The organism is Delftia sp. S65 (assembly GCF_016516495.1).
Taxonomy (GTDB): Bacteria; Pseudomonadota; Gammaproteobacteria; order Burkholderiales; family Burkholderiaceae_C; genus Comamonas; species Comamonas acidovorans.
In genome coordinates, this window is record NZ_JACVUR010000029.1 from 17,989 (window position 1) to 44,217 (window position 26,229).

Consider the following 26,229-nt stretch of genomic DNA (forward strand, 5'->3'; position numbering starts at 1 on the left):
AAATGAGGAATGAAAGGAACGGCGGCCGCTCCGGGCCATTGCAGCAATGGCCCGGGACAGCCGCCAGGAAAAAATCAAGGGCAAGGAGGACAGGGCGGCCTGCGCCCCGGCTTCACAGCAGGCGCGAGATCAGCGCACCCTCGGCCGGCGCATCCAGCGGAATGCGCACGCGGATCGGGTTGCCCTGGGCGACCTGCACGGGCTCGCCGTCGAGGTTGAACATCTTCTCCAGCAGCACCTGGCGGTTGCCCTGCGGGTGGATGATCTCCAGCGTATCGCCCACCGAGAAGCGGTTCTTGGTCTCCACCTCGGCCATGCCGTCGGCATAGCTGCGCACTTCGCCCACGAAGTGGCTGCGCTGCAGCACCGAGTGGCCGGTCTCGTAGTTCTGGTAGTCCTGCGAGGGACGGCGCTCCAGCAGGCCGCCCGTGTAGCCACGGTTGGCCAGGCCTTCGAGCTCGGTGATCAGGTGCGGGTTGAAGGGGCGGCCGGCCACGGCATCGTCGATGGCGCGGCGGTAGACCTGGGCCGTGCGGGCTACGTAGTACAGGCTCTTGGTGCGGCCCTCGATCTTGAGCGAGTCCACGCCGATCTTCACCAGGCGCTCCACATGCTCCACGGCGCGCAGGTCCTTGGAGTTCATGATGTAGGTGCCGTGCTCGTCTTCCATGATGGGCATCAGCTCGCCGGGGCGGCCCTTTTCCTCCAGCAGGTAGACCTGCTCGGCCTTGGGGTGGCGTGCGCCGTCGCCGCAGGTGCTGGTGAACTGGCTGTCGGCTTCCTCGCGGGCCTTCTCGAAGCTGAAGTCCTGCTCCATGGTCTGGGCCAGGGCCTCGCCGGTATTGGGGTCCACGGCCGCGTCATGCGTCTTGTAGTCCCAGCGGCAGGCATTGGTGCAGGTGCCCTGGTTGGGATCGCGCCGGTTGAAGTAGCCCGACAGCAGGCAGCGGCCCGAGTAGGCGATGCACAGCGCGCCGTGCACGAAGACCTCGATCTCCATGTCCGGGCATTCCTGGCGGATCTTCTCGATCTCGTCCAGCGACAGCTCGCGCGACAGGATGATGCGCGAGACGCCGGCCTTCTGCCAGAACTTCACCGTGGCCCAGTTGGTGGTGTTGGCCTGCACCGAGAGATGGACCTCGGTCTCGGGCCACTTTTCCTTGACCATCATGATCAGGCCGGGGTCGGCCATGATCAGCGCGTCGGGCTTGCACTCGATCACGGGCTCGATGTCGCGGATATAGGTGCGCACCTTGTCGTTGTGGGCGATCAGGTTGCTGGTGACGAAGAATTTCTTGCCCCGCGCATGCGCCTCGGAGATGCCCTGGGCGATCTGTTCGAGGCGGAATTCGTTGTTGCGTGCGCGCAGGCTGTAGCGGGGTTGCCCGGCGTAGATGGCGTCGGCGCCAAAGTCGTAGGCCGCACGCATCTTGTCGAGCGAGCCGGCCGGCAGCAGCAGTTCGGGGGCTTTGAGGGTCATGATCCCCGTATTGTCCCGCATCGCGCTTTCCAACACGGTTCGCTATGGCTCCGCCAGGCCCAGTCCCTTCAGATGCACGAGCAACTGCCTTGCATGGGCGGGCAACTGGTCTTCCCGGGCCGTGCACAGCAGCAGCTGGCGCCGGGCCCAGGCATCGTTCAAGGGCACGGCGCGGGCGCCGCTGGCCGGGGCCAGGCGCTGCGCGGCGGCGGCGGGCATGACGGCCACACCCACGCCCTGGCCCACCAGCTGGCAGATGCTGTCCAGGTGCTGCAGCTGGGCGCGCCAGCGCAACTGCCCTCCCGACGGCCCTTCCAGCAAGGCGGCCTGCTGGCGCACCAGCACCTGCAGGGCGGCATCGTGCGGCAGGCCTACCCAGTCTTCGGTCAGCAGGTCCTGCAAGGCCAGCCGTTTGCGCCGGGCCAGGCGGTGGCCGCGCGGCAGCACGGCCACCAGCGGGTCGGGGCGCCAGGGCGTGGCCTGCAGGCCGCGCAGGTCCTGGGCATCGCTGGCCACGCCGATGTCGCACAGGCCCTGGCGCAGCCGGTCCAGCACTTCGGCGCTGCGGCATTCCTGCAGCTCCAGCGCCACGCGCGGATGGCCGCGCAGGAATCCGGCCACGGCCAGCGGCAGGTGCTCGCTCACGGCCGAGGTGTTGCCGCATACGCGCACATGCCCGGCCAGGCCCGCGCCGTACTCGGCCATGTCGCCGCGCAGGCGTTGCATCCGGGCCAGAACGTCACGCGCATGCTGGCCCAGCGTGTGGCCGGCCGCCGTGGGCCGCACGCCGCGCGCCTGGCGCGCGAGCAGGGCGCAGCCCAGTTGCGCCTCCATGCCGCGCACGCGCTCGCTGGCCGAGGCCAGCGTCATGTGCGCGCGCCCGGCCGCCGCCGTGAGCGTGCCGCAGTCGAGGATATGGACGAACAGCTGCAGGTCGGTGAGGTCGAATCGCATGGCCTGTGGTGCTGAAGGATCAGGCCACGCCTGAGCCTTGGTTTGAAGATTCCCGATTGTGATCCCTGTGGTGGTGCGCGAGCATGGCGCCATGAGGTTCAGGAAAGGCCTGAGCCAAGTCAGTGAAAGTGCAGGGTGGCCGTGATGTGGGATGCGTGGTGGGTGCTGGCGGCGGCGGTGGCCGTGTTCGGGCTGGCCGGTGTCGTCAAGGGAGTGGTGGGCCTGGGCCTGCCCACGGTCTCCATGGCGCTGCTGGCGCTGTTCATGCCGGCCGGGCAGGCGGCGGCCTGGCTGCTGCTGCCGTCCCTGGTGACCAATGTGGTGCAGATGCGGCCCATGCCATCGCTGCGGCCTTTGCTGCGGCGCCTGGGCTGGATGCAGCTGGGCATTGTCGCGGGCACGGTGGGCGGCATGCTGTGGTGGGGCCCGGTGGGCGAGGCCGCCGTGGCGCGCACGGCGCTGGGCGTGGCCCTGGTTATTTATGCCCTGTGGGGCCTGTGGGGGCCGGGCCTGCAGTTGCCGCAGAGGCATCAGGCCTGGCTGGGTCTGTTGTGCGGTCTGTTGACGGGCGGGATCACGGCGCTGACCGGCGTGTTCGTGGTGCCGGCCGTGGCCTTTTTGCAATCGCTGGCGCTGGGCCGGCAGGCGCTGATGCAGGCCATGGGCCTGTGCTTCACGGTGTCCACGCTGGCGCTGGGCGCGGGCATGGCGCTGGCGCAGGGGCCGGGCCATGCCGCTTCGTCCTGGACGGGCTGGGGGGCCACGGCCCTGGTTTCCGCACTGATGCTGCTGCCCGCCCTGGCCGGCATGGCCTGGGGCGAGCGGCTGCGCCAGTCGCTGTCGCCCCAGGTTTTCAAGCGCGTGCTGATGCTGGGCCTGCTGGCCCTGGGCATCTACATGTGCGCCAGGGGCTAGCCCCGGGCGTTCAGGCGCGGAACACCTTCACGGGGCTGCCGCGCTCCACCGCCCAGTGCTGCTGGCTGCGCGAGCGCCGGGCCTGGCCCTCGCCCTGCGCGTTGAGGCGCGCCAGCTTCAGGGCCAGCAGCTCGCGCGCCAGCCGCTTGTTGGCGTGCTGGCTGCGCTCGCTCATGACCTTCACCGAGATCCCGCTGGGCACATGCAGGGCATGGACGGCGGAGTCCGTGGTGTTGACATGCTGGCCACCCTTGCCCGAGGCCTTGCAGGCCTGGAAGACGATTTCGCCATCTGCCGGCAATTGCCGGGGCGGCTCGCACTTCTGCACGGCGACAAACCAGTTCCTGCGCAGGTGGTGGGGCCGCAGGGGACTGTCGAAGACCCACTGGATGGTGCCCAGCCAGGCGCCCAGCGTGCCGTGAAGCAGGCCGGTGTCGCCCTCGCAGCGCAGCAGCACGGACTTGTAGCCGGCTGGCGTGGGCGTTTCCTCCAGCACGTCCACTGCGATGCCGCTGGCGGCGCAGTCGCGCAGCAGCTCGTGCAGGGTCAGGCGCACGGCATGCTCGCACTCGGCGGGGCCGTGGGATGCGGTCAGCTGGATCAGCAGCATTGCATGGCTCCCTTCTTGTAGGTCAGCAGGGGGCGCAGCCTCGCCACCAGTTGCACCAGGCCTGCTTCCTGCAGGCTGGCGACGACGGAGTCCACGTCCTTGTAGGCCTGGGGGGCCTCCTCGTAGACCAGTTCGCGGTCGGCGCAGACCACGGCGCTGCCGAATTTTGTGCGCAGCAGTTCGTCCAGCGTGAAGCGCTGGCGCAGGCGGCCCATGCAATCGGTGCGTGCCCACTTGCGGCCTGCGCCGTGTGCCAGCGAGTGCAGTGCCTCGTCACGCCCGGCTACGGGCCGCACAAGATAGCTGTAGTCGCCGCGCGAACCCGGGATCACCACCAGACCCTGGTCGGCCGGCGTGGCGCCCTTGCGGTGCAAAAAGCCATCCTCGCCGCGCCAGTGGTGGGCGATCACGTGGTTGTGGGTGATGTCCAGCAGGGCCTGGCCGCGCGTGCGCAGGGCGCGCAGCAGGCGTGCCGCAATGCTGGCGCGGTTCAGTTGGGCGAAGGCGATGGCGGCCGCGTGCTGGCGCAGGTACTGCGTGGCGTCATCGCTGCTGGCGGCCAGGCCGTCGTGGCTGAAGGCCTCCACATGGGCGCGCAGGATGGCGCCGCCCAGCCCGCGCGAGCCGCTGTGCACCATGAGGTGCACGCGTTTCCTGTCGAGCGCGCCGTCCTCGTACAGCGTGTCCACCACCTGCAGTTCGGCAAAGTGGTTGCCGCCACCAATGGTGCCCAGGCTGTCCTGCAGATACGCCAGGTCGGCCACGCCGCTGGCCTGGGCGATGTGCTCCAGCTGCTGCATGTCCACGGCGTCCAGCAGTTCCTGGGGCAGGGGGCCGTCGATGTTGCCCACCGCCTTTTCCAGCTTGGGGGCCGAGGTCTTGTGCGCTGCCAGCTCCGTGCTGTACAGCGACATGCCGCAGCCGATGTCGCCGCCGACCAGGGCCGGGTAGAAGCGGCCCACGGAAAAGAAGGCCGCCCCTACCGGGTAGCCCCGGCCCGGGTGCAGGTCGGGCAGGCCCACGGCGGCGCGCATGCCGGCCAGGTTGCGGGCCGTTGTTTGAAGTTGTTGGATGGCGGCGTCTTCAATCCAGACGCCGCGGTTGGCGAACACCTCAATGTAGGTGTCCGAAAGGGAATTGCCCATGAATGGCTTTCGATCGAGTGCTTGGGGCACATTCCGGCAGATGCGGAATGCGCAATGGGCAGTCGCCGCAAGCTCGATGGATAGGCATCAGGAAAAGCGCACGCGCAGCCGAAAGCCGGGCCTCTTGCGGGGCCGGGAATCAGGTCTGCAGCGTGGCCTGGAGGCGCTAGGGCTTCAAGCGTGCACGACTGCAAAGGGATGTGTCGAATGGGACATGGGTTCTCTCCTTTGCGATGGTGGACGGGTGCCGCGAATGCGGCAAAGACGGGGATGCTAGGGACAAGCGGCCGGTGCCGCAAGCGAAGTCGCAGGCGCGTGGCGGATTGCATACAACGCAAGATGGAAAAAGCCCCGCAGGCATGTACCGGCGGGGCTTTTTGATGAAGGGCCTGTGCCCGTTCAGTCCTGCGGGCGGAATCCGATGACCAGGTCCGAAGGCACGCGGCCATCGATGTCGCGCGGCAGCGTCTCGGTCTTTTGCAGCGCGCGGATGACGGCATCGTCCCAGGCCTTGTTGCCGCTGGACTTGGCGATGGTGGCGCCGGTGATGGTGCCATCGGGCGCGGTGCGCACGCGCACCTCGGCCCGCGGATTGCCGCTGATGGCGTCCGGGTAGACGATGTTGGGCTTGACGCGCGCGGCCACCTTGGCGCCATAGCCGGCCGAGGGGCCTCCGGCCGAGCTGCCCGAGCCACCGCTTTTGCTGCCACCGGCGCCTTCGCCGGCCGAGCCGCCGCTGCCGGCCAGGCCCTGCATGCGGCGGATGTTCTCCAGGCGGCGTGCCTCGGCTTCCTTGGCCTCGCGGGCTTCCTTGGCGGCCTGTTCCTTCTTGCGCTTGTCCTCGGCGGCCTTCTTCTCGGCTTCGGCCTTGGCGGCCTTTTCCTTGTCGGCTTTCTCGGCTTTCTCGCGCTCGGCCTTGTCCTTGGCGGCTTTTTCCTTGTCCGCCTTTTCCTTTTCGGCCTTGTCCTTCTTTTGCTGCTCCAGGCGGTCCTTGCGGTCCTGCTCGGCCTTGTCCTTTTTCTGCTGCTCGAGCTTGTCGCGGCGGTCCTTCTCGGCTCTTTCCGCCTTCTCGCGCTCGGCCTTGTCCTTGGCCGCCTTGTCGGCCTTTTCCTTGTCCAGGCGCTCCTGGCGTTCCTTCTCGCGCTGCTCACGGGCGGCCTGTTCGGCGCGCTCCTTCTTTTGCTGCTCGATCTTGCGCTTCTTCTCCAGCGCGATCTCGGCCTCGCGGTCGTCGTCCACCGCCTGCGGCTTGGGAGGTGGGGGCGGTGCAATCACGGGCGCGGGCGGCGGCGGTGGCGGCTGGGGAACAGGCTCGGGTGCAGGTGGCGGCGGTGGCGCAGGCACGGGCAGGGCGGGAGCGGGTGCGGCCGTGGACCAGAACTCGGCCTCGACCATGGGCTCGTCGGCCTGCTTCGGGGGGCGCACGGTCCACAGCATGGCGGCCACAAGCAGCCCGTGCGCGGCCACGGCCAGGGCCCACGAGCGCGTGCGGCCGCGCGTGCGCGGCGGTGCGAACTGGTCGTGGTCTTGCAGGTTGGGCATGGGATCGAAGGCGGGCGGCGCTGCTTACTGGGAGGACTTGACGCCGAAGGCCACGCGCTTGACGCCGGCCGCCTGAAGCTCGGACATGGCGGCCATCACGGTCTCGAAGGGCAGCTTCTTGTCCGCCGAAATCAGCACGGCGCTGTCGTCGCTTTGCTGGTCCTGCCAGCTCCTGGCGGCTGCGCCCAGCTCCTTGAGCGTGACGGTCTTGTCGGTGCTGCCGGCCTTGATGCGGATGCCGCCGTCCTTGTCGATCATCACGTCGGCGCGCTTCGGGGGCGTGCGCGCGGCCTTGCCGGCGCTGGGCACGTTGATGGAGCCCGGCGTGAGCATGGGGGCCGTCACCATGAAGATGATGAGCAGCACCAGCATCACGTCGATGAAGGGCACCATGTTGATCTCGTTGACGGTGCGGCGGCTGCGGCCGCCGCGCGAGGCTACTGCGGGCATGTGCTCACTCCTTGCTGGCTTTGAGCGACTTCAATGGCCGGACGGGGTGCTGGAGCCGGTCGCACCCACGTTGCGCTGCAGGATGTTGGAGAACTCTTCGATGAAGGTTTCCTGCTGGCTGGCCACGCGGTCGATCTGGTGGGCATAGCGGTTGTAGGCCGTGACGGCCGGGATGGCGGCGAACAGGCCCATGGCCGTGGCCACCAGCGCCTCGGCAATGCCGGGGGCCACGGTGGCCAGCGTGATCTGCTCCATGTTGGCAAAGCCGGTGAAGGCGTGCATCACGCCCCAGACGGTGCCGAACAGGCCGATGTAGGGAGAGACCGAACCCACGGTGCCCAGGAAGGACAGGCCCGACTCGACCTCGTCCATCTCGCGCTGGAAGCTGGCGCGCATGGCGCGGCGGGTGCCGTCCATCAACTGGTTCACGTCGGCGATGCGGCGCTCGCGCAGCTTCTGGTACTCGCGCATGCCGCTGGCGAAGATGCGTTCCATGGGACCGCCCTGTTTGGCATGGTGAGCGGCCGAGGCGTAGAGATCGTTGAGGCTGGTGCCCGACCAGAAGTCCTGCTCGAAGCCGTCGTTGAGCGAGCGCACGCGCTTCAAGGTCTGCGACTTGCGGAAGATGGTGGCCCAGCTGGCCACCGAGGCGCCCACGAGGATCAGCATGACCAGCTGCACGACCCAGCTGGCCTGCAGCACGAGGCTGAGTATGGACATGTCATGGGAGTTCATGAGAGTTGCTCCAGGATGCGGTTCGGAATTCTTGCGGGGCGCATGGTCGAGCCATCCACCCATCCAATGCGGATCGTGCCTTCGCACAACAGGGGCGGCGGCGCATTGCCATCGCCGGCGGATGCCAGCAGCGCCTGCTGCCGTATTGTCAGCGAAGCGCGCCCGCTGCTTTGCAGCTCGGCGGTAACAAGGAGTTGGTCATCGAGCCGGGCCGCCCGCAGGTATTGCAGCTGGGCCTGGGTTACGACAAACATGCCGCCCGTTTGTTCCCGCAACTGCTGCTGGCCTATGCCCAGGGCGCGCAGCCACTCGGTGCGGGCACGCTCGAAGAACTTCAGATAGTTGGCGTAGAACACGATGCCGCCGGCATCGGTGTCCTCCCAGTAGACGCGGATGGGAAATTCGAAGGCCATGTGCGGCGGCCCTCAGGCCAGCAGGCGCTGCAGGCGGCGCACGGCCTCCTGCAGCTGTTCCATGGAGTTGGCCGTGGAAAAGCGCACGAAGTCGGCGGTCTCGAACGTGCCGAAGTCGCGGCCCGGCGTGATGGCCAGGTGGGCGCGCTCCATGACGGCGTAGGCAAAGTCCCAGCTGCCCTGGACGCCAAGCTTGGCGGCAGCGGCACGGCAGTCGGCCCAGGCGTAGAAGGCGCCGTCGGGCCGCACGGGCACGGGCAGGCCCAGGGCCTCCAGCGCAGGGATGAAGAAGTCGCGCCGGGCCTTGAATTCGGCGCGGCGGCGTTCGTACTCGGCAATGGACTCGGGCTCGAAGCAGGCCAGGGCGGCGCGCTGCGAGACGGTGCTGGCGCAGATGAAGAGGTTCTGCGCCACGCGCTCGACCACGGGCACCATGGCCTCGGGTACCACCATCCAGCCCAGGCGCCAGCCCGTCATGTTGAAGTACTTGCTGAAGCTGTTGATGCTGATCACGTCCTCGCCCAGCGCCAGCGCGGTCTGGCCGAAGGCGTCGTCATGCGACAGGCCCAGGTAGATCTCGTCGATGATGGTCAGCCCGCCCCGGGCGCGCACCACGTCGAGGATGCGGCGCAGCTCGGCCGGCGCAATCGAGGTGCCCGTGGGATTGGAGGGCGAGGCCAGCAGCACGCCGCGCGTGTGCTCGTTCCAGGCGGCCTCGACCTTGTCGGCGCTCAGCTGGTAGCGCTCGGCCGCCGTGGTCGGCACCATCACGGCCCGGCCTTCGGCTGCGCTCACGAAGTGGCGGTTGCAGGGATAGCTGGGGTCGGGCATGAGGATTTCGTCGCCCGCGTCGATGGTCGCCAGGCAGGCCAGCTGCAGCGCGGCCGAGGCGCCGGCCGTGACCACGATGCGCCGCGCCGGCACATCCACGCCGAAGCGCTGCGCATACCAGTGGCTGATGCGCTCGCGCAGCTGGGGCAGGCCCAGGGCCGGCGTGTACTGCGTGGCGCCGTCCTGCACGGCGCGCGCTGCGGCCTCCTGCACCAGCGGGGGCGCGGTGAAGTCGGGCTCGCCGATGTTCAGGAAGATCATCGGCGTGTCGCTGTCCGCGCAGCCGCGCGCCATCTCCTGCGCCGCCTTGGCGATCTCCATCACGTAAAAGGGCTCAATGCGGTCGGCGCGGGTCGAAAACTTCATGACGGGTGAAATCCTGGAAGAGGCGCCCGCGCCCGGCAGGCGCGGGCGGGCCATGGATGGCCGGATGCGGCGGGGCCTGTGCCCCGAAGACCCGAGGCGCGGCGTCAGCCGGCGGCCTGGTCGGCAGCGTCGTCTGCTGCTGCGTCCGTGGCGGCATCTGCTGCCGCGTCGGTGGCTGTGTCTGCCTTGGCGGCGGGCTGCGCGGGCGCGGAGCCCTTGCCCGCACGGTCATGCTCGACTTCGGCCGCGCGCAGCGTGGGCGCCAGGCCGTTGAGCACGGCGTTCACGTATTTGTGGCCGTCGGTGCCGCCGAATTCCTTGGCCAGCTCGATGCACTCGTTGAGCACCACGCGCCAGGGCACGTCGGGGCAGTGCTGGAATTCATACACGCCGATCCACATGCTGGCGTGCTCGATGGGCGAGATCTCGGCCATGGTGCGGTCCAGCTTGGGGGCGATCAGCGCGTCCAGGTCCACCTGGGAGTTGATGCAGCCGCGCAGCAGCGCGTCGTAGTGCACCGAGTCGGCCTTGTGAAAGCCGGACAGGTCGCGCGTGAAGCGGTCGATGGCCTCCACGTCGTTGCCGCCCACCAGGTGCTGGTACAGCGCCTGCAGCGCGAATTCACGCGCACGGCTGCGGTTGGACTTGGAGGCGGCCTTGCGCGCGCCGGTGCTGGTCAGGCCGCCGCGGCTTTGGCGGGGAGGGCGGCCCGAGGCCGGTGTGGATTGTTCGTCGCTCATGTTCGGGCTATGGTTTGGAGCAGGTTGGCCATCTCCACGGCGACCCGGGCCGCGTCGCGTCCCTTTTCGGTCTGGCGCGCGATAGCCTGCTCCGTGTTCTCGGTGGTGATGATCGCGTTGGCGATCGGCAGCTGGTAGTCCAGGGCCAGGCGCGTGACACCCGCGCCCGATTCGTTGGCCACCAGCTCGAAGTGGTATGTCTCCCCACGGATGATGCAGCCCAGCGCCACCAGGGCGTCGTACCGGTCGGACTCGGCCATCGCCTGCAGCGCCACGGGCACTTCCAGGGCGCCGGGCACGGTGACGTGGTCGATGTTTCCGGCCTGCACACCCAGGGCCAGCAGCTCTTCGCGGCAGGCCTGGGTCAGGCTGTTGGTGATGCTTTCATTGAAGCGGGCCTGGACGATGCCGACGCGCAGCTGCGCGCCGTCGAGGTTCTGGGCCTGGCCCTTTTCTGCGTTCAACATTTCTTATTCCTTGGGGATGTAGCCGCTGATTTCGAGGCCGTAGCCGGCCATGCTGGGCAGGCGGCGCGGCTGGCCCATGAGCTGCATGCGCTGCACGCCGCATTCGCGCAGGATCTGCGCGCCCACGCCATAGGTGCGCAGGTCCATGCGGCCGCGCTCGGGAGCCTGGGCGGCACGGGCGCTGCCGTCGAACTGGGCCATCAGCTGGTCGCCGGTCTCGCCGCAGTTGAGCAGCACGGCCACGCCGTGGCCCTGGCGGGCGATGTATTCGAGGCTGGAGTCCAGGCTCCAGGAGTGCAGGGTGCGGCCGGTCTCCAGCGCGTCCAGCACGGACAGCGGCTCATGCACGCGCACGGGCACGGGAGTGTCGGCTTCCCACTGGCCCTTGACCAGGGCCAGGTGCACGGATTGGCTGGGCAGGTCGCGGAAGGCATGGGCGATGAACTCGCCATGCGCCGTCTGCAGCGGGCGCGTGCCGACCTTGCTGAGCAGGGATTCGTTGCGGCTGCGGTACTGGATCAGGTCGGCAATGGTGCCGATCTTCAGGCCGTGCTCGGCAGCGAACAGCTGCAGGTCGGGCAGGCGGGCCATGGTGCCGTCGTCCTTCATGATCTCGCAGATCACGGCGGCGGGGCTGCAGCCGGCCAGGGCGGCGAAGTCGCAGCCGGCCTCGGTATGGCCGGCGCGCATGAGCACGCCGCCGTCGACGGCCTGCAGCGGGAAGATATGGCCGGGCTGGACCAGATCCGTGGGCTTGGAGTCCTTGGCCACGGCGGCCTGCACGGTGCGCGCGCGGTCGGCGGCGGAGATGCCGGTGGTCACGCCCTCGGCCGCTTCGATGGAGACGGTGAAGGCCGTGCTGTACACGGTGCCGTTGCGCGCGGCCATGGGCGGCAGCTTCAGGTATTCGCAGCGCTCGCGCGTGAGCGTCAGGCAGATCAGGCCGCGGCCGAAGCGTGCCATGAAGTTGATCGCCTCGGGGGTGACATGGTCGGCGGCCAGCACCAGGTCGCCTTCGTTCTCGCGGTCTTCCTCATCGACGAGGATGACCATGCGGCCCGCGCGCATGTCGGCAATGATGTCTTCCACCGGCGAGATGGGCACGGGGGACGTGGAGTTGTTCATGGAGTGCCTTCTGGAGGAGCCGGGTCGTGCGGACGGGGCGCGGCACACGCGCCGGCTCCCTCGGCCTGGCAGGCGTCAGAAGTGGGCTTCCAAAGAACGTGTGGCGCGGCGCAGCCGCTGTCGGCAATCGGCATGACCCGGAATGACCTTGCGAAAGCGCACATTCTATTCCAGCGGCCATCGGCCGCAGGCGGCGCGGGCTTTGGCCGGATTCAGGGGCCTAGGTCCTGCAGCACCACATCGCCTTCGGGATAGGCGATGCAGGGCAGCACGCAGCCCTCAGCCCGCTCCTCGCGCGTCACGCCCGGCCATTCGATCTCGTAGCGCACGCTGCCCGAGACCAACTGCCCGATGCAGGTGCGGCAGGTGCCGTTGCGGCAGGAACTGGGCCAGTCCACGCCACCCTGCTCCAGCGAATGCAGCAGCGGCTGGTCGGCCCAGGCATCGACCTGCAGGCCGCTGGGCGTGAGGCGGGCGGTGAAGAAGGGCGGGGAAAAAGGGGAGGAGGCGGGGGAGTCCTGGCTCATGGGCGTCTGCTTTGGATGGGATCTGCCGAGCCTGCATTTGTATGCGATACGGAGCAGGTCGGCACAGGTCCGGAATTGCGCCGTTTGCCTGTTTTTTAATCAATCGCAGGGCTTGTATTTCAAATCAATGACTTAACCGCGAAATCAGGCCGTTGCAGCCGCTTGTCCACATGCTTGTCCAGTCCGAATGGGGGTAAATGCGTACATGCGGGTTGCGCGGTGGATAAGCGGGACGCGGCCCGAAAATCCGGGGTCTTCTGCCTGTTTTTTAAGCATGTTGCATGTTTTCCTTTTGAATCAATGGCTTATGTTGCTTATCCCGCCTGCTGTGAAAGTTGTTCACAAGATTGTTCAGGGTGAGACGGGATAAGTCGGGCAGACGACTTGTGGATTTGATTAAAAAATAGGCAAAAGAAAAAAATCCATTCAAAACAACCGCTTGGGTCACCAGTCCCGAGCCAGCACATGGTTGTCCACAGGCTTGTCACGCAATGGTGGGGACAAGGCTGGCGGGCCTGCCGCAGTCGCTTGGGCAACCGGAATGAAGGCGGCGTCCGTCTACATTGCTGGGTGACCGGCGCCTTGCCATCCGGCGGGCGGAGCCGGCATCCAATGCAACAAAGGGAGCATCTCCATGGCGATTGAGTTTGAAGGCCGCGTGGCCATCGTGACGGGGGCCGGCGGCGGCCTGGGGCGTCTGCATGCGCTGGCGCTGGCGGCGCGCGGCGCCAAGGTGCTGGTCAATGATCTGGGCGGCGCGGTCGATGGCAGCGGCGGCTCGGCCACGGCGGCCCAGGCCGTGGTGGACGAGATCCGCGCGGCGGGCGGCCAGGCGCTGGCCAACGGCGCATCGGTCACCGATTTCGCGGCCGTGCAGGCCATGGTGCAGTAGGCCGTCGATGCCTGGGGCCGCGTGGACATCCTGGTCAATAACGCCGGCATCCTGCGCGACAAGAGCTTCGCCAAGATGGACATGGATGATTTCCGCCTGGTGGTGGAAGTGCACCTGATGGGCGCCGCGCATTGCTGCAAGGCCGTGTGGCCGCACATGCAGGCGCAGAACTATGGGCGCATCGTGATGACCACCTCGTCCACGGGCCTGTACGGCAACTTCGGCCAGGCCAACTACGGCGCGGCCAAGCTGGCCCAGGTCGGCCTCATGCAGACGCTGGCGATCGAAGGCGCCAAGCACGGCATCCACGTGAATGCGCTGGCCCCCACGGCGGCCACACGCATGACCGAAGGCCTGATGCCCGAGGCCGTGCTGGCCGCCCTCAAGCCCGAGGCCGTGGTGCCCGCCATGCTGGTGCTGGCCCACGAAAGTGCGCCCACACGTACCACGCTGTGCGCAGGCGCGGGCGGCTTCGAGGCGGCCTTCATCACGCTGACCGAAGGCGTGTATCTGGGCCAGGGCGATCAGGTGCCGGAGCAGCTGGCTGCGCAACTGGCCCAGGTGCTGGACCGCAGCGGCGAACAGGTGCCCGCCAGCGGCGCCGCGCAGGGTACGCTGGAAGTGGGCAAGGCCATGGCCGCTGCCCGTTGATGAAGCGGGGGCCGGCAAGTGATTTCACCGCTGGCCGGCCTGCCCTTGCCCGGCGTCAAGGCAGGGCCGGCCGGGAGGGCGAAACTCTGACATATTCCTTTCGCTCGCGGCGGTGCCATGCGGGGCAACAGGCCAAAACGCGTGGTTAAGCGGACAGGCGCCATCGCGTTTCCTGCCGTTTCTCTATCATTCGGCGTCCGGGTCGGGTCCGCCGGGAATCCTGGTGGTTTCCGTGTGGGCCGGTGCCCATCAACGAATCGGTAAACAAGAATGAAAACATCGCAGGCATCCATGGCGGTTCCCGATCCCCAGCGGCTCAAGGGCATACGCCGTGGCATAGAAAAGGAGGGCCTGCGCGTGCTGCCTTCCGGCAGCCTGGCGCTGACGCCGCATCCCCTGGCACTGGGCTCGGCGCTCACGCATCCGCACATCACCACCGACTACAGCGAATCGCAGATCGAGCTGATCACGGGCGCGCGCCTGGGCGTGCAGGAATGCCTGGACGAGCTGGTGCAGATCCACCAGTTCGTGCTGCGCAGCCTGCGCGATGCGGGCGGCGAGATGCTGTGGTCGTCCAGCATGCCCTGCCAGCTGCCCACGGACGAGACGATTCCGCTGGCGCGATATGGCTCCTCGCATTCGGGCCGATCCAAGAGCGTGTACCGCATGGGCCTGGGCCATCGCTATGGCCGGCGCATGCAGACCATCTCGGGCATCCACTACAACTGGTCGCTGCCCGGCGTGACCAGCGACCAGTATTTCTCGCTGATCCGCAACTTCCGGCGCCATGCCTTCGTGCTGCTGTACCTGTACGGCGCATCGCCCGCGCTGTGTCCCTGTTTCGTCGAGGGGCGCGAGCATGGCCTGAAGCCGCTGGGCAATACGGGCCAGGCGCTGTACCTGCCCCATGCCACCTCGCTGCGCATGGGCCGCCTGGGCTACCAGAGCGATGCGCAGGCCAGCATCAACGTCAGCTACAACGGCCTGGAAGGCTATGCGAATTCGCTGCATGAGGCGCTGACCCATCCCTACCCGGCCTACGAGATGCTGGGCGTGCGCAATCCGGGCGGCGACTACAACCAGCTGGGCACGGGTCTGCTGCAGATCGAGAACGAGTTCTACGGCACCATCCGCCCCAAGCGCACCGTCAGCCGTGGCGAGCGCCCGCTGCATGCCCTGCGCGAGCGCGGCGTGGAGTATGTGGAAGTGCGCCTGATGGACCTCGATCCCTTCGAGGATGTGGGCATTGCCGCCCCCACCATGCGCATGCTGGACGTGTTCCTGCTGCACTGCCTGAATGCCGACAGCCCGCCCGATACGCCGGCCGAGATCGCCGAACTCAAGCACAACCAGCACCTGACCGCCGAGCGTGGCCGCGAGCCCGGCCTGCAACTGGTGCGCGCGGGCCGCGAGGTGCCGCTGCGCGACTGGGCCCATGAAGTGCTGGACCAGTGCCGCCCCTATGCCCAGGCGCTGGACAGCACGCACGGCACGCACGACTACAGTGCCGCGCTGGCCCAGGCGCTGGAACGCCTGGAGCACCCGGAGCGCACACCGTCGGCCCATGTGCTGGGCGAGCTGACGGGCGAGTACGGCAACAGCTTCTCGCGCTTCACGCTGGCCCGTTCCGAGCAGGCCCGCGATTCGCTGCTGGCCCTGCCCTGGAGCCAGGCGCAGCAGCAGCGCTTCGAGCAATGGTCGGCGCAGTCCGTGCAGGACCAGCGCGACATCGAGGCCGCAGACACGCTGTCCTTCGAGGAATGGCGCCTGCGCTACATGTCGCCCGAGAACCTGCGCTGACCGTGCCTCAGCCAGGTCCGCCGCTCAGGGCCTGGCCTGCATCCTCGCACCAGAACAGCACGGCGTCGTAGAAGCCTTCCCAGACGCAGCCGTTGCAGCCGCGGCCGCAGCAACTGGTGGGTTGGGGCGGCGCCGGGCGCAGCGCAATGCCTGCAGCCTGGGCGCGCTGCTGCCAAAGCCCGATCTGCGACAGCGCCTGCTCCAGCGGGCCCTGCACCATGCTCAGCGCCGCGCCTTGCTGCGGCGCACCGCAAACAGCACGATGAAGGCCGTGCCCAGCAGCAGGGCGAACCAGCCGACCAGGTACGACTGGGCCATCATCTGCACGATGCCCCCGGGTGCCATGAACTGCGGCGCCAGCAGAATCACCAGGCCGATCACGGCGCAGGTCACTCCCTTGATCAACAGTTCGATGTCGGCCTTGCGCGAGGCGGAGCGGGAAGAGGGGGTATCGGGCAAGGACATAGGCAGTGAGGCGGGGCGTAAAAGCGGGGGACAATTGCGGCTTGCGCAAGAAAGAATGAAGCCTGCGGTTTGCGCTGGGGCGCAGCGCGCTGTTCCAGCCTGTCTGCGCAAGCCATGAATTATCCTTGCGCCCCTGCCAGTTCCCCCGTTTCCCAGAAAGTAATCCCATGGCCATACAGTGGTTCCCCGGTCACATGAATCTCACGCGCAAGGTGATCACCGAGCGCGTCAAGGAAATCGATGTGGTCATCGAAGTGCTGGATGCGCGCCTGCCGGGGTCAAGCAGCAACCCGCTGCTGCAGGAGCTGACGGGCCACAAGCCGCGCCTGCAGGTGCTCAACAAGCAGGACCTGGCCGATGCCGCGCGCACGCCGCTGTGGCTGGACTGGTACAACGCCCAGAGCGACACGCGCGCCATTGCGCTGGACGCTTCCGAGCCCGCACCCACGCGCCGGCTGATCGAGGCCTGCAAGCTGCTGGCCCCCAACCGTGGCGGCATGGCCAAGCCCATGCGCGTGCTGATCTGCGGCATTCCCAACGTGGGCAAGTCCACGCTGATCAACTCCATGAGCGGCAAGCGGCAGGCCAAGACGGGGGACGAGGCCGGCATCACCAAGCTGGAGCAGCGCATCGTGCTGGCCGACGACTTCTACCTCTGGGACACGCCCGGCATGCTGTGGCCGCGCATCATCGTCGAGCAAAGCGGCTACAACCTGGCCGCCAGCGGCGCCGTGGGCCGCAACGCCTATGACGAGGAACTGGTGGCGCTGGAGCTGCTGGGCTATCTGCAGAAGAACTACGCGGACCTGCTGGAGGCGCGCTACAAGCTGGGCCTGGACAACGAACGCATTGCCGCCCTGCACGACGACGAGCTGCTGGACGCCATCGGCCGGCGCCGCGGCGCCATGATGAGCGGCGGACGTGTCAATCTGCAAAAAGCTGCCGAGCTGGTGCTCACGGATTTCCGCGGAGCAATCCTGGGCCGCATCACGCTGGAGACGCCCGGCGAATACGCGCAGTGGCTGGCCGTGGGCCAGGAACGCGATGCCGAGCGCCAGGCCCGCAAGGACGCCAGCAAGGCGCGCAAGCGCCCCCCGCGCGAGCGCAAAAGCGCGCCCTGAGGCACCGCCGGCCGGCGCCGGCATACCCCGTTTGGTGCAAGAGGGCGTCCGACCGGGGCGGTGGCACAACCACCACAGCCGCAGGCGGCGCCGACCGCTAGCATGTTGAGTGTTCTTTCTCTGTTGGGGCTTTTTCATGCGGCGTCATCGAGTCGAGGCGGAAATCCATTTGTCCCTGCGCCGGGTCGTTCTGGTCGGCAGCCTATGGATCACCAGCCTCACCGTGCTCCTGGCCATGGCGCTTCTGACGCAGGACCCCGTTCCCTGGCCCAGCGTGCGGCTGAACCTGGTTGCCGCCGGCGTGAGCTTCGGCGCCGTGCTGCTGGGCTGGCGCCGGCACTGGAAGCTGGCCTCCAATCTTCTGGTCTGGGGCACCTGGGTGGCAGCCGTGACCGTGGTGGCTGCCACGGGCGGCGTGCAAAGCAGCTCGGTGCTGGCCTTTCCGGCCTTGCTCGTCATGTGCGCCTGGGTGCTGGGCGTGCGCACCACGCTGGCCATGCTGGTGCTGTCCGTGCTGGCCATGGCCGCGTTCTGGGTGGCGGGCCGCGAGGGCGTTGACTGGATAGGCCAGCGCGAGACCTCGCCCGTGTTCTCCATGCTGTACTTCGTGGGCATGCTGGGGCTGACGGGCACGGTCACGCTGATGGCAAGGCGCAGCCTGATCCGCCGTGCCCAGGAACTGCAGGACACGCTGGGCTCGCTGGAGCAGCACCAGGACGATCTGCGCAAGTTCTACCGCGCCGTGGAGCAGAACCCCGAAAGCATCGTCATCACCGACGTGCACCAGAACATCGTCTACGTGAACGAGGCCTTTTTGCAGCGCACCGGCTTTGCGCGCAACGAGGTCCTGGGCCAGCCCACGCACCGCTACTCCACCATGGGCCTGGACGCGCCGGCCTGGGAAGAGGCCTTGCACCAGCTGGGCCGGGGCGCGCTGTGGCGCGGCCAGATGACCAACCGCACGCGCCAGGGCGAGGACCTGCCCGAGGCCGTGCTGGTGGCGCCCATACGCGCCTCGGACGGCAGCATCGTCAACTATGTGGAGCTCAAGCAGGACCTGTCCGAGCGCATGCGCGCAGAACGCCAGATCCATGCACTGGCGCATTTCGACGCGCTCACCGGCCTGCCCAACCGCCTGTCGCTGACCCAGCGCCTGCGTGCGCTGGCGCGTGAATTCCGCGAGGGCGGCAAGGGCGGCGAGCCGCGCCACGGCCTGCTGCTGCTGGACATGGACCGCTTCACGGCCTTCAACGATGTGCGCGGCACGGTGCGTGGCGATGCGCTGCTGGGCGCGCTGGCGCTGCGCCTGGCCGATGCCCTGCCCGACGGCGTGCTGCTGGCCCGCATGGGCGCCGATGAATTCGCCGTGCTGCTGGAGAAGGCCGGCCAGGAGGCGGCCGAGGTCGATCAGCACATGCGCGCCCTGGCCCAGGTGCTGCAGGACGCGCTGGAGCGGCCGCTGTGGCTGGAGGAAACCGGCGAGGAAGTGCAGGCCAGCTGCAGCATTGGCGCGGCCAGCTTTGCCGCCTCGCGCACCGACAGCGGTGGCCACGATGTGCTGCGCCGCGCGGGCGTGGCCCTGCACCAGGCCAAGCAGGCCGGGCTGGGCCAGGTCGTCATCTTCCAGCCCGACATGGCCGAGGCCGTGGGCAAGCGCTTTCGCATCGAAAAGGACTTGCGCCGCGCCATTCCTGCCGGCGAGCTGCAGCCCTATCTGCAGTCCCAGGTGGACCACATGGGGCGCTGTGTGGGCGCGGAGGTGCTGGTGCGCTGGAACCATCCGCGCCTGGGCATGGTCGAGCCCGGTGATTTCATTCCCGTGGCCGAGGAATCTGACCTGATCGTGCAACTGGGCGACTGGATGCTGGAGCAGGCCTGCCGCATGCTGGTGCGGCCCGAGTTCGTGCAGCAGGGCTGGCGGCTGTCGGTCAACGTCAGCTGGCGACAGTTCCGCCAGCCCGACGTGGTGGACAAGCTCAAGCGCACCCTGGCCGCAACCGGGGCCGACCCGCGCCGCCTCACGCTGGAGGTCACCGAAAGCGTGGTCATGCGCGATGTGGAAGAGGCGCGCGAGCGCATGGCCGAGCTGCAGCTGCTGGGCGTGGAGATGGGGCTGGACGACTTCGGCACCGGCTATTCATCGCTGGCCTATCTGCAGCGGCTGCCGTTCCGTGAACTCAAGATCGACAAGTCCTTTGTGCAGGACTGCCATACCTCGCCGGGCAATGCCGCCATGGTCGAGGCCATCCTGCTCCTGGCCAGACGCCTGCGCCTGCGCGTGGTGGCCGAAGGAGTGGAGACCGAAGAGCAGGCCGGCACGCTGCGGGCCTGGAATCAGGACGTGCTGTTCCAGGGCTACCACTACGGCCGGCCCCTGCCGGCGGTCGAGTGGGTGGATCTGCAGCTGGGGGCGCCTGCCGGCGTGTGAAAGCCGGCGTGAGGGCCAGCGCAAGGGCCTGCGTGTGACGGCGTTCAGGTCCTGGACTGTTCCAGCCAGCGGCGCGCCAGCAGGTCCCAGAAACGTGCGCCGCGCCCCAGGTTGTCGTCGTTGAAGTCGTAGCCGGGGTTGTGCAGGCCCACGCCGGGCTCGCCCGTGGCGGGGCCGTTGCCTATCCAGCCATAGGCGCCGGGCACGGCCTCCAGCATGAAGCCGAAGTCCTCGGCCGTCATGGCCGGCAGGATGTCGGCGTGGGTGCGGTCCTCGCCCACCGCCTCGCGCATCACCTCGGCCATGAAGCGGGCCTCGGGCGCGTGGTTGGTGGTGTTGGGATAGCCGGGCTTGAGAATGAACTCGGCGCGGCACAGATGGGCAGCTGCCACATGCTCGCTGATGCGCTGCATGCCTTCGATGAACATCTGCTGCGTCTCGGTCCTGAGGGCGCGCACCGTGCCGAAGATGCTGGCCTCGTCGGGAATGATGTTCTCCACTGTGCCGCTGGTGATCTTGCCCACGGTGAGCACGGCGCTGTCCAGCGGATCGGTGCTGCGCGACACCAGGGTCTGCAACTGGCCGACGATGGCGCAGGCCACGGGAATCGGGTCCAGCGTGGTGTGGGGCATGGCAGCGTGGCCGCCCTTGCCGTGCACGCGGATCTCGAAGCGCAGCGTGGAGGCCATGATGGGCCCCACGCGCACCGCCATCTCGCCGGCGGGCAGGGCAGGCCAGTTGTGCAGCGCGAACACGGCCTCGCAGGGGAAGCGGTCGAACAGGCCGTCCTCCATCATGGCCTTGGCGCCTGCGCCGCCTTCCTCGGCGGGCTGGAAGATCAGGTGCACCGATCCATCGAAATCCGGCTGCTGCGCCAGCAGCGTGGCCGCGCCCAGCAGCATGGTCGTGTGGCCGTCGTGGCCGCAGGCATGCATGCAGCCCGGGTTCTGGCTGGCGTGGCCGAAGGCGTTGAGCTCCGTCACCGGCAGCGCATCCATGTCGGCCCGTATGCCGATGCTGCGGCCCGGGTTGGCGGCGCTGCGCCCCCGGCCGTGGATGCTTGCCACCACGCCGGTCCTGCCCAGCCCGCGATGCACCTGCAGTCCCAGCGCCATCAGGTAGGCCGCCACCTTGTCGCCGGTGCGGTGCTCCTCGTAGCGCAACTCGGGGTTGGCATGCAGGTCGTGGCGGAACTTCAGCAGGGAGCCGAGATGGGGGGTGATGTCGGGTGTGGATCGCATACAGGGGCCGCGGCGGCCTGCACGCCCAGCGGGTCCGCAGGCGGTCGCAGCAATTCAATGACAAGGCGGACATGATAGGTCCTGGGGTTTGCCTGCGGCGCCTGCCGGGGCGATAGGCCTTGTCCTGCCCAGGCTTTGCGCTATGTTCCTTGCGAGCAGCCCGCGCAATGCCCGGCTGCCCAGGGTGCCCGGGCGCTGGAGCAAGTGCAGGGGAATGGCGCCAGGACCGACAATCGCCCCCATCATGAAAAACACCATCCTGCCCCTGCAATTGTTCGTGCGTCCCGAGCATGACGATCCCCAGCCCCTGATCCTCTACCACGGCCGCCGCTGCCCGGACGGCTACGGCGCGGCGCTGGCGGCCTGGCTGTACTACGGCGGGCAGGCTGAATTCCGGGGCCTGGACCATGGCGAGATCCAGAAGGCCGACGACCTGGGCGAGCTGGCCGGCCGCGCCGTCTACGTGCTGGACTTCGCCTTCGAGCCCGAGCTCATGGCCGAGATCGAGTCGCGCGTTTCCAAGCTCGTGGTGCTGGACCACCACAAGAGCGCTGCCGAAAAGCTGAGCGGCTACCAGTGCCGCTGCGGCGTCGTGCACTTCGACATGAACAAGTCCGGCGCGCGCCTGGCCTGGGAGTTCTTCCAGGCCGACAAGCCCGTGCCCGGCCTGATCCGCTTCATCGAGGACCGCGACATCTGGAAGTGGGAATTCGCCGAGAGCGCGGGCTTTCTCGCGGCGCTGGACATGGAGCCGCGCAGCTTCGAGCGCTGGGCCGAGATCGCGGCCTTCACGCCCGAGCAGGAAGCCGCCTTCATGGCGCGCGGCGGCGCCATGGACGAAAAATTCCAGAAGCTGTGCGCCGACATTTCCGAGGCGGCCCAGCCCCTGGTCTTCAACGGCATGCAAGGGCTGATGGTCAACTGCCCCGGCATGTTCCACAGCCAGGTCGGCGACCTGCTGGCACGCCAGAGCGGCAGCTTCGCGCTGATGTGGCATGCCAGCACCAAGGGCGTGAAGATCGGCCTGCGCTCGCGCTCGGAGTTCAACTGCATACCGCTGGCCGAGAGCTTTGGCGGCGGTGGCCATGCCCAGGCCTGCGGCTTCAAGATGGGCAACGAGCGCCTGGTGGAGCTGCTGTCTGGCGTGCTCAAGGCCGATGCCTCGGCCGACTACGCCTACGTGGCAGCGCCGCTGATGGAGCAGCCTGAAACGGGCGCGCCTGCCGAAGCTGTCTGATCCGGCCGGGCCGTCGCCGGCAGGCCCGCACAGGCCTGCCAGCCGGGCAGGGCGCACAGCGCGCGCCAGTGCTGCACATCGGCCACATGGCCCAGTTGCCGCCAGTCGGCCTCGAAGCGCAGCGGCTCGCCCGTCATCGGGTGCGCCAGCTCCAGCGCATGGGCGTGCAGCCACAGCCGCTGCAGGCCCAGCCGCTCGGCCCACCAGCGGTTCAGCGGCCCCTTGCCATGGGTGGCGTCGCCAATGATGGGATGGGCCACATGCTTGAGATGGCGGCGTATCTGGTGGCGTCGGCCCGTGGCGGGCAGGGCCTCGACCAGTGAAATCCGTGTGGCCGCGTGGCGCGGGTCAAAGGCCTCGGGCCACTCCAGGCGCGCCAGGCAGCGCAGCGAAGTCTGTGCGGGCTGGGCCGGCGCGTCCTCGGGCGCATCGTCGGGCCTGAGCGCGTGGTCCACCTCCACCGCATCCGGCAGCCAGCCCCGCACCAGCGCCAGGTATTGCTTGCGCACTTCCTGCCCGGCAAAGGCCTGGCCCAGCCGCTGGGCGGCCTGTGAATGCAAGGCCATGACCAGCACGCCGCAGGTGCCCTTGTCCAGCCGGTGCGCGGGGTACACATGGCAGCCCAATTGGTCGCGCAGGGTCTGCAGCACAAAGCGCGTCTCGTGCGCGTCCAGTCCCGTGCGGTGCACCAGCCAGCCTGCGGGCTTGTAGACCGCCACCAGATGCTCGTCGCGCCAGAGGATGTGCAGCGGCGCGTCGTCGGGCTCTGGCGGCTGGGCCAGGGAGGGGATGGATGAAGGCTGGAACATGAGGGCGTGAGTGTAGGCGCTGTCCGCCCACCGCCATGCAGACCCCCGTGCACTTCCACTGCGCACTACCCCCGTGCAGGGCAACGCAGTGCTGCCTGCCATTGCACGACTGGCGGCGTGATGGCGATGCAAGATCGCGCCTGGTTCTGCGCCGCAGCGTGAACCGGAGTTTCTGAACCCCTCTCAAACGCACCACACCACACCACACCACACCGCATGGACCATCGCAGCACCGCTCCCATCCGCATCGCCATCGTCGGCCACGGCAACCTGGGCCGTGGCGTGGAGGCGGCCATTGCCCGCAACCCCGACATGGCGCTGGCCGGCATCTACACCCGCCGTGATCCGGCCCGGCTGTGTCCGCTGCAGCCCGGCACGCCCGTGCACGGCTTGGACAGCCTGCTGGCCCATCGCGCCGGCATCGACGTGCTGGTGCTGTGCGGCGGCTCCAAGGACGACCTGCCGCAGCAGTCGCCCGCGCTGGCCGCGCATTTCAGCCTGGTGGACAGCTTCGACACCCATGCGCGCATTCCCGAGCATTTCGACCGGGTGGATGCCGCCGCCCGCGCAGCCGGCACCACGGCGCTGATCTCGGCGGGATGGGACCCGGGCATGTTCTCCCTGCAACGCCTCATGGGCGAGGCCCTGCTGCCCGATGGCGCCACCTACACCTTCTGGGGCAAGGGCCTGAGCCAGGGGCACTCGGACGCCATCCGCCGCATTCCCGGCGTGGCCGGGGGCGTGCAGTACACCATTCCCGTGGACGAGGCCGTGCAGCGCGTGCGCAGCGGCGTGCGGCCCGAACTGTCTGCGCGCGAGCGCCACCGGCGCGAGTGCTTTGTGGTGCTGGAGCAGGGGGCCGATGCCGATGGCGTGCGCCAGGCCATCGTCGGCATGCCGCATTACTTTGACGAATACGACACCACGGTGCATTTCATCAGCGCCGAGGAACTTGCCCGTGACCATGCGGCCATGCCGCATGGCGGATTCGTCATCCGCAGCGGCCGCAGCTCGCAGGGGCTGCACCACTCCATCGAATACCGCCTGCAGCTGGACAGCAATCCCGAATTCACGGCCAGCGTGCTCGTGGCCTATGCGCGCGCCGTGCACAGGCTGCAGCAGTCGGGGCAGACAGGCTGCAAGACCGTGTTTGACGTGGCGCCCGGCCTGCTGTCGCCCAGGAGTGCGGCCGAACTGCGCGCCGCACTTCTCTAGCCTAGCCCTGGCCCACGCGGGCCGCGTCTTCCAGCCGGTCCACATCGCGCAGCGGCTTGAACAGGGTCATCCAGCTGCCGACCACGCCCAGCGTGCACAGGCTGCCTACCACGGCAGCCGGCACGGCGCCCAGCCAGGCGGCGCTGGTGCCGGCGCGGAATTCGCCCAGTTCGTTGGACGAACCGATGAACAGCATGTTCACTGCGTTCACGCGCCCGCGCATGGAGTCGGGCGTGGAAAACTGCACCAGGGCCGAGCGGATGTACACGCTCACCATGTCGGCCGCGCCGGCCAGCATCAGGGCGGCCATGGACAGCCAGAACCAGTGCGACAGCGCAAACACCAGGTTGGCCACGCCGAAGATGGCCACGGCGGCGAACATCACGCGGCCCACATGGCGCTGGATGGGACGGGCCGACAGCCACAGGCCCATGGCCACCTCGCCCACGGTCATGGACGAGCGCAGCAGGCCCAGGCCTTCGGGGCCGACCTTGAGCACCTCGTGCGCATACACGGGCAGCAGGGCCACCACGCCGCCCAGCAGCACGGCGAACAGGTCCAGCGAAATCGTGCCCAGGATGATGGGGCGCGTGCGGATGAAATGGATGCCTTCGCCAAAGCGCTGCCACAGCGAGCCGCCCGCCGGCGCCATGGCCCCGGCAAAGCGCACGGGCACCGTGCCCAGCAGCAGCACGGCCAGCACCAGGGAGACGCCGCAGACCGCATAGGTCAGCACGGCGCCGCCCCAGGCGTAGAGCACTCCGCCCAGCACAGGCGCCGCAATGGCGGCCGTGCGCATCAGCATGCTGTTGGTGGCCAGCGCCTGGGCCAGCTGCTCGCGCGGCACGATCTGCGGCAGCAGGCTTTGCAGGGCCGGCCCCGTGAAGGCGCGGCTGCAGCCGAACAGCACCAGCACGGCATAGATCCAGTGCACATCGTGCGCGGCCGCGCCCTCGTGCCAGGACAGCCACAGCAGCAGCAGGGAGCACAGGGCAGCCACGGTCCAGCTGCCCGACAGCAGGCGCTTGCGGCTCATGCGGTCGCTGAGGTCGCCTGCCGGAATCAGCAGCGCCAGCATGGGCAGGAACTGGGCCAGTCCCACGTAGGCCAGGGACATGGGGTCGCGCGTCAGGTCATACACCTGCCAGGCCACGACCACCGCCTGCATCTGCTGGGCGAACATGGACAGCATGCGCGCCATGACGAAGGGGACGAAGGCGCTGCTGCGCAGGCCGGCAGCGGGGCTGTCGGCCGATGAGGGGGGAAGCGGGGAGGAGGGCAAGATCGGATATCCGTGGAGGAGCACGCGCAGTATCTGCGAAATGCCGGCGCCTTGCTGGCCGTTGTGCCCGCTCCACGCTGCCGACGAAGGCATGCGGTCTGCTCCCACAAACACCCGCGGCGCGGCGCGAGAATATGCCATCACGGGTCAGGCCAGAACCCCGCATCAGAGGAGCAACACACCATGTCCATGTTGTCCATGCAATACGCCGGCACCTTGATCGGGCGCGAAGCGGTCATCGACTTCCCCGACAGCAAGGCTGATGTGCGGTACACGCCGCAAGGCCAGATGGTCTGGCATGTGGTCGATTCCCTGGGCCATGTATCCGATGGCTGCGAACGGCTCAGCTACCTGCAGGTCAGCGACAGCCTGCACTTCCTCAACTGGATCGAGAAAACGGGCTTCACCGTCAGCCAGGTCATCGATACGGCCCAGGGCACGGTGCAGGCCTTCTGGTCGTTTGCCGACCCGGCCAGCGAAGGCGGCCACCGCTCCTCCATGTTCGTCGAAGGCCGTTTCCGCTTCCGTTGAGGCGCCCGCCTGCACGGCGCAGCCCGGCCGCGTGAAACATTGCGGCATCTGCACGATCTGCCTGTTTTTTCAGCGCCTGCGGCAAACCCATGGCTGGCGCGGCAATGCAGGGTTGTCCCGAAGCTTGTCCACAGGCAGGCCCACAGTCGCTGGGCATAACCGTCACGCTGCGGTCATTTTCGTCATGTGGCGGAAAAGCTTCTGGAATGTGGGTGTGCACTATCGTTGAATCCAAGGATTGGCGGGTGCAGGGAATT

The 26,229-nt window shown here is 68.2% G+C and carries 25 protein-coding genes and 1 pseudogene; 8 read left to right on the plus strand and 18 right to left on the minus strand.

Going from position 1 to position 26,229, the window contains the following annotated elements; translation table 11 throughout:
• Positions 1–112 precede the first annotated feature (112 nt).
• On the minus strand, positions 113–1,501 hold the full coding sequence (gene trhP, locus IAE24_RS20585; protein WP_012204375.1) for a prephenate-dependent tRNA uridine(34) hydroxylase TrhP: 1,389 nt from the start codon (positions 1,499–1,501) through the stop codon (positions 113–115).
• A 21-nt stretch (positions 1,502–1,522) separates the two neighbouring features.
• Positions 1,523–2,434, minus strand: coding sequence for a LysR substrate-binding domain-containing protein (locus IAE24_RS20590; RefSeq protein ID WP_063326746.1), 912 nt, complete (start codon positions 2,432–2,434; stop codon positions 1,523–1,525).
• A gap of 144 nt (positions 2,435–2,578) precedes the next feature.
• Here IAE24_RS20590 and IAE24_RS20595 point away from each other — a divergent pair, with 144 nt between their 5' ends.
• Entirely contained in the window at positions 2,579–3,349 is a 771-nt protein-coding gene (locus IAE24_RS20595; RefSeq protein ID WP_012204377.1) for a sulfite exporter TauE/SafE family protein, read from the plus strand.
• Positions 3,350–3,359: 10 nt separating this feature from the next.
• On the opposite strand, the gene prfH is transcribed toward IAE24_RS20595, so the two are convergent.
• The 11 genes from prfH to IAE24_RS20650 all read right to left on the minus strand — a co-directional run bounded on the left by prfH (position 3,360) and on the right by IAE24_RS20650 (position 12,300).
• Positions 3,360–3,959, minus strand: coding sequence for a peptide chain release factor H (gene prfH, locus IAE24_RS20600; protein WP_199962383.1), 600 nt, complete (start codon positions 3,957–3,959; stop codon positions 3,360–3,362).
• Positions 3,950–5,104, minus strand: a complete 1,155-nt coding sequence (locus IAE24_RS20605; protein WP_199962382.1) for an RNA ligase RtcB family protein — start codon at positions 5,102–5,104, stop codon at positions 3,950–3,952. The genes prfH and IAE24_RS20605 overlap by 10 nt, the downstream gene beginning before the upstream one ends.
• 399 nt (positions 5,105–5,503) lie before the next feature.
• Positions 5,504–6,646 (minus strand): cell envelope integrity protein TolA, encoded by a 1,143-nt coding sequence (gene tolA, locus IAE24_RS20610; RefSeq protein ID WP_200016384.1) that lies wholly within the window; start codon positions 6,644–6,646, stop codon positions 5,504–5,506.
• A 24-nt stretch (positions 6,647–6,670) separates the two neighbouring features.
• A complete protein-coding gene (locus tag IAE24_RS20615) occupies positions 6,671–7,096 on the minus strand; it encodes an ExbD/TolR family protein (protein WP_047218593.1) in 426 nt (141 codons plus the stop codon).
• A gap of 30 nt (positions 7,097–7,126) precedes the next feature.
• The gene (gene tolQ, locus IAE24_RS20620; protein ID WP_012204382.1) at positions 7,127–7,831 is read right to left on the minus strand and encodes a protein TolQ; all 705 of its coding nucleotides are present in this window, start codon (positions 7,829–7,831) and stop codon (positions 7,127–7,129) included.
• Positions 7,828–8,244 (minus strand): tol-pal system-associated acyl-CoA thioesterase, encoded by a 417-nt coding sequence (ybgC, locus tag IAE24_RS20625; protein ID WP_016450455.1) that lies wholly within the window; start codon positions 8,242–8,244, stop codon positions 7,828–7,830. Before ybgC ends, tolQ begins: the two co-directional genes overlap by 4 nt.
• A gap of 12 nt (positions 8,245–8,256) precedes the next feature.
• Complete coding sequence (locus IAE24_RS20630; RefSeq protein ID WP_199961857.1) at positions 8,257–9,441, minus strand: pyridoxal phosphate-dependent aminotransferase; 1,185 nt, start codon at positions 9,439–9,441, stop codon at positions 8,257–8,259.
• Between the two features lie 104 nt (positions 9,442–9,545).
• On the minus strand, positions 9,546–10,181 hold the full coding sequence (nusB, locus tag IAE24_RS20635; protein WP_013803409.1) for a transcription antitermination factor NusB: 636 nt from the start codon (positions 10,179–10,181) through the stop codon (positions 9,546–9,548).
• The gene (gene ribH, locus IAE24_RS20640; protein WP_012204386.1) at positions 10,178–10,648 is read right to left on the minus strand and encodes a 6,7-dimethyl-8-ribityllumazine synthase; all 471 of its coding nucleotides are present in this window, start codon (positions 10,646–10,648) and stop codon (positions 10,178–10,180) included. Before ribH ends, nusB begins: the two co-directional genes overlap by 4 nt.
• Before the next feature lie 3 nt (positions 10,649–10,651).
• The gene (gene ribBA, locus IAE24_RS20645; protein WP_013803408.1) at positions 10,652–11,773 is read right to left on the minus strand and encodes a bifunctional 3,4-dihydroxy-2-butanone-4-phosphate synthase/GTP cyclohydrolase II; all 1,122 of its coding nucleotides are present in this window, start codon (positions 11,771–11,773) and stop codon (positions 10,652–10,654) included.
• 212 nt (positions 11,774–11,985) lie between these two features.
• Entirely contained in the window at positions 11,986–12,300 is a 315-nt protein-coding gene (locus IAE24_RS20650) for a 2Fe-2S iron-sulfur cluster-binding protein (protein WP_199961858.1), read from the minus strand.
• Positions 12,301–12,934: 634 nt separating this feature from the next.
• Here IAE24_RS20650 and IAE24_RS20655 point away from each other — a divergent pair.
• Together IAE24_RS20655 and gshA are read left to right on the plus strand one after the other, a co-directional pair.
• Positions 12,935–13,843, plus strand: a pseudogene (locus IAE24_RS20655) (SDR family NAD(P)-dependent oxidoreductase).
• A 270-nt stretch (positions 13,844–14,113) separates the two neighbouring features.
• Complete coding sequence (gshA, locus tag IAE24_RS20660; protein ID WP_071954808.1) at positions 14,114–15,643, plus strand: glutamate--cysteine ligase; 1,530 nt, start codon at positions 14,114–14,116, stop codon at positions 15,641–15,643.
• 7 nt (positions 15,644–15,650) lie between these two features.
• Here gshA and IAE24_RS20665 read toward each other — a convergent pair whose 3' ends face one another.
• Complete coding sequence (locus IAE24_RS20665) at positions 15,651–15,863, minus strand: oxidoreductase-like domain-containing protein (protein WP_012204391.1); 213 nt, start codon at positions 15,861–15,863, stop codon at positions 15,651–15,653.
• A gap of 2 nt (positions 15,864–15,865) precedes the next feature.
• Positions 15,866–16,108 carry a hypothetical protein gene (locus IAE24_RS20670; protein ID WP_013803403.1) on the minus strand — a complete coding sequence of 81 codons (243 nt, stop codon included), beginning with the start codon at positions 16,106–16,108 and terminating at the stop codon, positions 15,866–15,868.
• 167 nt (positions 16,109–16,275) lie between these two features.
• Here IAE24_RS20670 and ylqF point away from each other — a divergent pair, with 167 nt between their 5' ends.
• Both ylqF and IAE24_RS20680 read left to right on the plus strand, forming a co-directional pair.
• The gene (ylqF, locus tag IAE24_RS20675) at positions 16,276–17,229 is read left to right on the plus strand and encodes a ribosome biogenesis GTPase YlqF (protein WP_199961859.1); all 954 of its coding nucleotides are present in this window, start codon (positions 16,276–16,278) and stop codon (positions 17,227–17,229) included.
• A 136-nt stretch (positions 17,230–17,365) separates the two neighbouring features.
• Positions 17,366–19,657 carry a putative bifunctional diguanylate cyclase/phosphodiesterase gene (locus tag IAE24_RS20680; RefSeq protein ID WP_199961860.1) on the plus strand — a complete coding sequence of 764 codons (2,292 nt, stop codon included), beginning with the start codon at positions 17,366–17,368 and terminating at the stop codon, positions 19,655–19,657.
• A gap of 44 nt (positions 19,658–19,701) precedes the next feature.
• Here the strand turns inward: IAE24_RS20680 and IAE24_RS20685 are convergent, their stop codons facing one another.
• Positions 19,702–20,898 (minus strand): M20 aminoacylase family protein, encoded by a 1,197-nt coding sequence (locus IAE24_RS20685; RefSeq protein WP_199961861.1) that lies wholly within the window; start codon positions 20,896–20,898, stop codon positions 19,702–19,704.
• Positions 20,899–21,142: 244 nt separating this feature from the next.
• Here IAE24_RS20685 and IAE24_RS20690 point away from each other — a divergent pair, with 244 nt between their 5' ends.
• Positions 21,143–22,135, plus strand: coding sequence for a DHH family phosphoesterase (locus tag IAE24_RS20690; RefSeq protein ID WP_043823772.1), 993 nt, complete (start codon positions 21,143–21,145; stop codon positions 22,133–22,135).
• Here IAE24_RS20690 and IAE24_RS20695 read toward each other — a convergent pair.
• Positions 22,075–22,944 (minus strand): pseudouridine synthase, encoded by an 870-nt coding sequence (locus tag IAE24_RS20695; protein ID WP_199961862.1) that lies wholly within the window; start codon positions 22,942–22,944, stop codon positions 22,075–22,077. The two genes, IAE24_RS20690 and IAE24_RS20695, sit on opposite strands and share 61 nt — an antisense overlap.
• A gap of 216 nt (positions 22,945–23,160) precedes the next feature.
• On the opposite strand from IAE24_RS20695, the gene IAE24_RS20700 reads away from it, so the two are divergent.
• Positions 23,161–24,159 (plus strand): diaminopimelate dehydrogenase, encoded by a 999-nt coding sequence (locus IAE24_RS20700; RefSeq protein ID WP_199961863.1) that lies wholly within the window; start codon positions 23,161–23,163, stop codon positions 24,157–24,159.
• Between the two features lies 1 nt (position 24,160).
• Here the strand turns inward: IAE24_RS20700 and IAE24_RS20705 are convergent, their stop codons facing one another.
• Entirely contained in the window at positions 24,161–25,534 is a 1,374-nt protein-coding gene (locus tag IAE24_RS20705) for an MFS transporter (RefSeq protein WP_013803397.1), read from the minus strand.
• 90 nt (positions 25,535–25,624) lie between these two features.
• Between IAE24_RS20705 and IAE24_RS20710 the strand changes: the two genes are divergently transcribed.
• Entirely contained in the window at positions 25,625–25,972 is a 348-nt protein-coding gene (locus IAE24_RS20710; RefSeq protein ID WP_012204400.1) for a MoaF-related domain-containing protein, read from the plus strand.
• Positions 25,973–26,229 lie beyond the last annotated feature (257 nt).